Source organism: Azoarcus sp. TTM-91 (genome assembly GCF_012911025.1).
GTDB lineage: Bacteria > Pseudomonadota > Gammaproteobacteria > Burkholderiales > Rhodocyclaceae > Azoarcus.
This window is the reverse complement of record NZ_WUEI01000215.1, coordinates 1-3,104: the sequence shown is the minus strand read 5'-3', so window position 1 is coordinate 3,104 and position 3,104 is coordinate 1. Positions and strand designations below refer to the sequence as shown.

At 70.7% G+C, this 3,104-nt stretch carries 4 protein-coding genes; all 4 read left to right on the top strand.

What is annotated here, in order from left to right; all coding sequences use genetic code 11:
- On the top strand, nt 1-844 hold an 844-nt coding region (locus tag GRF61_RS23665), incomplete at its 5' end, for an ankyrin repeat domain-containing protein (RefSeq protein ID WP_211166174.1).
- A gap of 61 nt (nt 845-905) precedes the next feature.
- Nucleotides 906-1,232 carry a hypothetical protein gene (locus GRF61_RS23660; RefSeq protein ID WP_169153070.1) on the top strand — a complete coding sequence of 109 codons (327 nt, stop codon included), beginning with the start codon at nt 906-908 and terminating at the stop codon, nt 1,230-1,232.
- A 72-nt stretch (nt 1,233-1,304) separates the two neighbouring features.
- A complete protein-coding gene (locus GRF61_RS23655; protein WP_169153069.1) occupies nt 1,305-1,841 on the top strand; it encodes a flavodoxin in 537 nt (178 codons plus the stop codon).
- A gap of 387 nt (nt 1,842-2,228) precedes the next feature.
- A partial coding sequence (locus GRF61_RS23650) for a cache domain-containing protein (protein WP_169153068.1) occupies nt 2,229-3,104 on the top strand: 876 nt, incomplete at its 3' end.

Genomic DNA, 3,104 nt, shown 5'->3' with positions numbered 1-3,104 from the left:
GACCTCCACCGCCCCGCTCACCAGCCGCGCCGACCACCGCATCTCCGCCGCCGATGCCGCCGACATGGTGGCCCGCCACCGCGAGGGCGTGCTGCCCGAGCTGGCGGTGTTCGACGTGCGCGACCCCGGCCGCTACGCCGCCGCCCACATCGAAGGCGCGCTGCACCTCACCGAGGCCAGCTTCCTCGCCGTCGCCCGCGGCCTGCCCAAGACCACGCCAGTGCTGGTCTATTGCTACCACGGCAACGCCAGCAAGACCTACGCGCAGATGTTCGCCGACTTCCGCTATCCCGAGGTCTACAGCGTGGATGGCGGTTATGACGTGTTCGCCGCCGCCATCGCCGCCCATGCCGCCGGCGAAAAGCCGCCCAGCGGCCCGCGCAAGCCCGGCCCGGAACTGGCCGCCTTCCTCGCCCGCCACCGCTTCGACCCCTTCGACCTCGACGCCCCGCGCGAACACGGCCTCACCCCGCTGATGCGCGCCGCGCTGGAGGGCGACGCCGACATCGTCGCCGACCTGCTCACGCTGCGCGTCTCCGTCGCGCGCCGCAACATGGACGGCAACAACGCCCTGTGGCTGGCCTGCGTCTCCGGCAAGGCCGAAATCGTGCGCCAGCTGGTGGCCGCCGGCATCGACGTCGACAACCGCAACGACATGGGTGCCACCTGCCTGATGTACACCGCTTCCGCCGGCAAGCCGGAAATGGTCGCGCTGCTGCTGGAATGCGGCGCCGACCCGCAGATCCCCAACTTCGACGACGCCCGCGCGGTGGATCTCGCCGCCAGCCGCGAATGCCTGGAACTGCTGCGCCACACCCTGCGGCCGGCAGCCTCCGCCCGCTGAGCGCACCACCAAGAACAGCACTCCCGCCCCCAGCCCCAACCCAACACTTCCTCCGCACCTCATGGCCGTCCTGTATCCGCTCAAGTACCGCTCCCTCACCCTCCTGCTCGAAGCCCTGGCCGCGCCCATCGCCGGCGGCCGCCTGGTGCTCAGCCAGCAATGGCGGGACAACGAACAGGCGCTGGGCCTGCACCTGCCCGACGACCCCAGGCTTGCCGCCTTCGTCTTCACCTACGGCCAGGGCCCCTGCCGCTACGGGGTGGACCTGGACTTCCCCGAAACCGCCGACGCCGCCACCGCCGGCGTACCGCTGGCGCAGGAAGACCTCAGCCTGGAACGCCTGCTGGACGTGCTGCACACCCACTTCGACCTCGCCGAACACGCATGAAGGCCCGCGCCTGTACGGCCCGGCGCCGCCGGGTCCCCTCGCCCAACTGATCCCCCAACGGAGTTCCGTCTCATGGCAAAGATCGGCATCTTCTTCGGCACCGACACCGGCCGCACCCGGCGCGTCGCCAAGTCCATCGCGAAAAAGCTCGGCGACCTCGCCGCCGAGCCGGTGAACATCAACAAGACCACGGTGGACGACTTCCTCTCCTACGACGCCCTCATCATCGGCACGCCGACGCTGGGCGACGGCGAACTGCCCGGGCTGGAATCCGGCGCCCAGAACGAAAGCTGGGCCGAGTTCCTGCCCCAGCTCGACGGCGCCGACATGAGCGGCAAGCTGGTCGCCATCTACGGCCTGGGCGACCAGGAGAAGTACGGCAACGAGTTCTGCGACGCGATGGGCCTGCTCCACGACACCCTCGCCACCTGCGGCGCCACCGTGATCGGCGCCTGGCCCACCGAGGGCTACGACTTCAAGGTCTCCCAGGCGGTCGTCGACGGCCAGTTCGTCGGCCTCGCGCTGGACAACGACAACCAGGCCGATCTCACCGAGGAGCGGGTAGACCGCTGGCTGGAAATCATCCAGCCCCAGCTGGAAAGCGTCTGAGCCCCAGGCGCGGCCGTCCCCGCCGGCGGCCAGCGCCACCATTCGCGCTAAAGGCCCTTCCCACCGCCCGCACGCCTGCGGCGGCGCAGCAGCAGCCCCCGGGGCACCGGAACAACGCGGCACCACTTCAGCGCGGCGTCCCCGGGGCCCTTCCCCTTTCCGCACCAGGATGGCGCCACCGCCCCCGCCGGCCTGTGCCAGGCATGGCCCCCGCCTCTAAGCCCAAAGCCATAGGCGGTGCGGCCTGCCGGACTCCCCGCCCGGGAGGCGACCGGCGGTCGCTTCGACGGTATGTTTTCTGCTTGTTTTATTGCATCTACTCCCGCCAGGACGGCCAGGCGGGCCCCGCAATGCAACATCCCGAGCCCCCGCCGGAAGCGCCCCGTCATGACTGCGTACAAAGGTATAGAGATCGCCCCCGGCCTGCGCCCGCTGCTCCGCCACATGGAGAGCGTGGATGAGTACCGCGAAATGCTGCAGCGGCTGCAGGCGGTGTGGGACAACCTGGCGCTGCTCGGCCAGCTCTCCGGCATGGCCACCGACATGGGCAGCACCCGCCAGGCCTTCGCCGACCTCACCACCAGCCTGCTCAACAACCTCGGCCTGGAAACCCGACGCAAGGTGGTACAGGAAATGCGCGCCCGCGCCCAGGTGGCGGTGGACATCCTCACCCGCAACCTCTTCGAGCGCACCGCCGACATCGGCTTCCTCGCCACCGACGACGATCTCCGCCGCCACGCCGCCGGCGGCGAACATGCCCCCTCGCGCGCCGCCATCGTCGCCCGCTTCCGCGACTACGTGCGCAAGTACTCGGTGTATGACGACATCGTGCTGCTGGCGCCGGACGGCGAGGTGCTCGCCCGGCTGGACGAGCGCTGCCCGGTCGAACGCTCCGGCGACCCGCTGATCGCCGAAGCCCTGGCCACGCCCGCCGCCTACCTGGAGCACTTCCGCCCCAGCGATCTCTACCCCGGCCGCGGCCCGGTGCTGCTCTACGCCTACCGCGTCACCGCCGAAGACGGCACGCCGCTGGCGGTGCTCTGCCTCAGCTTCCGCTTCGACAACGAGATGGCGCGCGTCTTCGCCAACCTCCGGCGCGCCGGCGACTGGCATGTCATCGCCCTGCTCGACGCCGAGGGCCGGGTGCTCGCCAGCTCGGACCAGCAGCAGCTGCCGCTGGCAGCCCACATCGAAACCGTGCTGGACGCCGACTGCCGGGTGGTGCGCCACGGCGGCCGCCAGTACCTCGCCGCCACCCGCCCC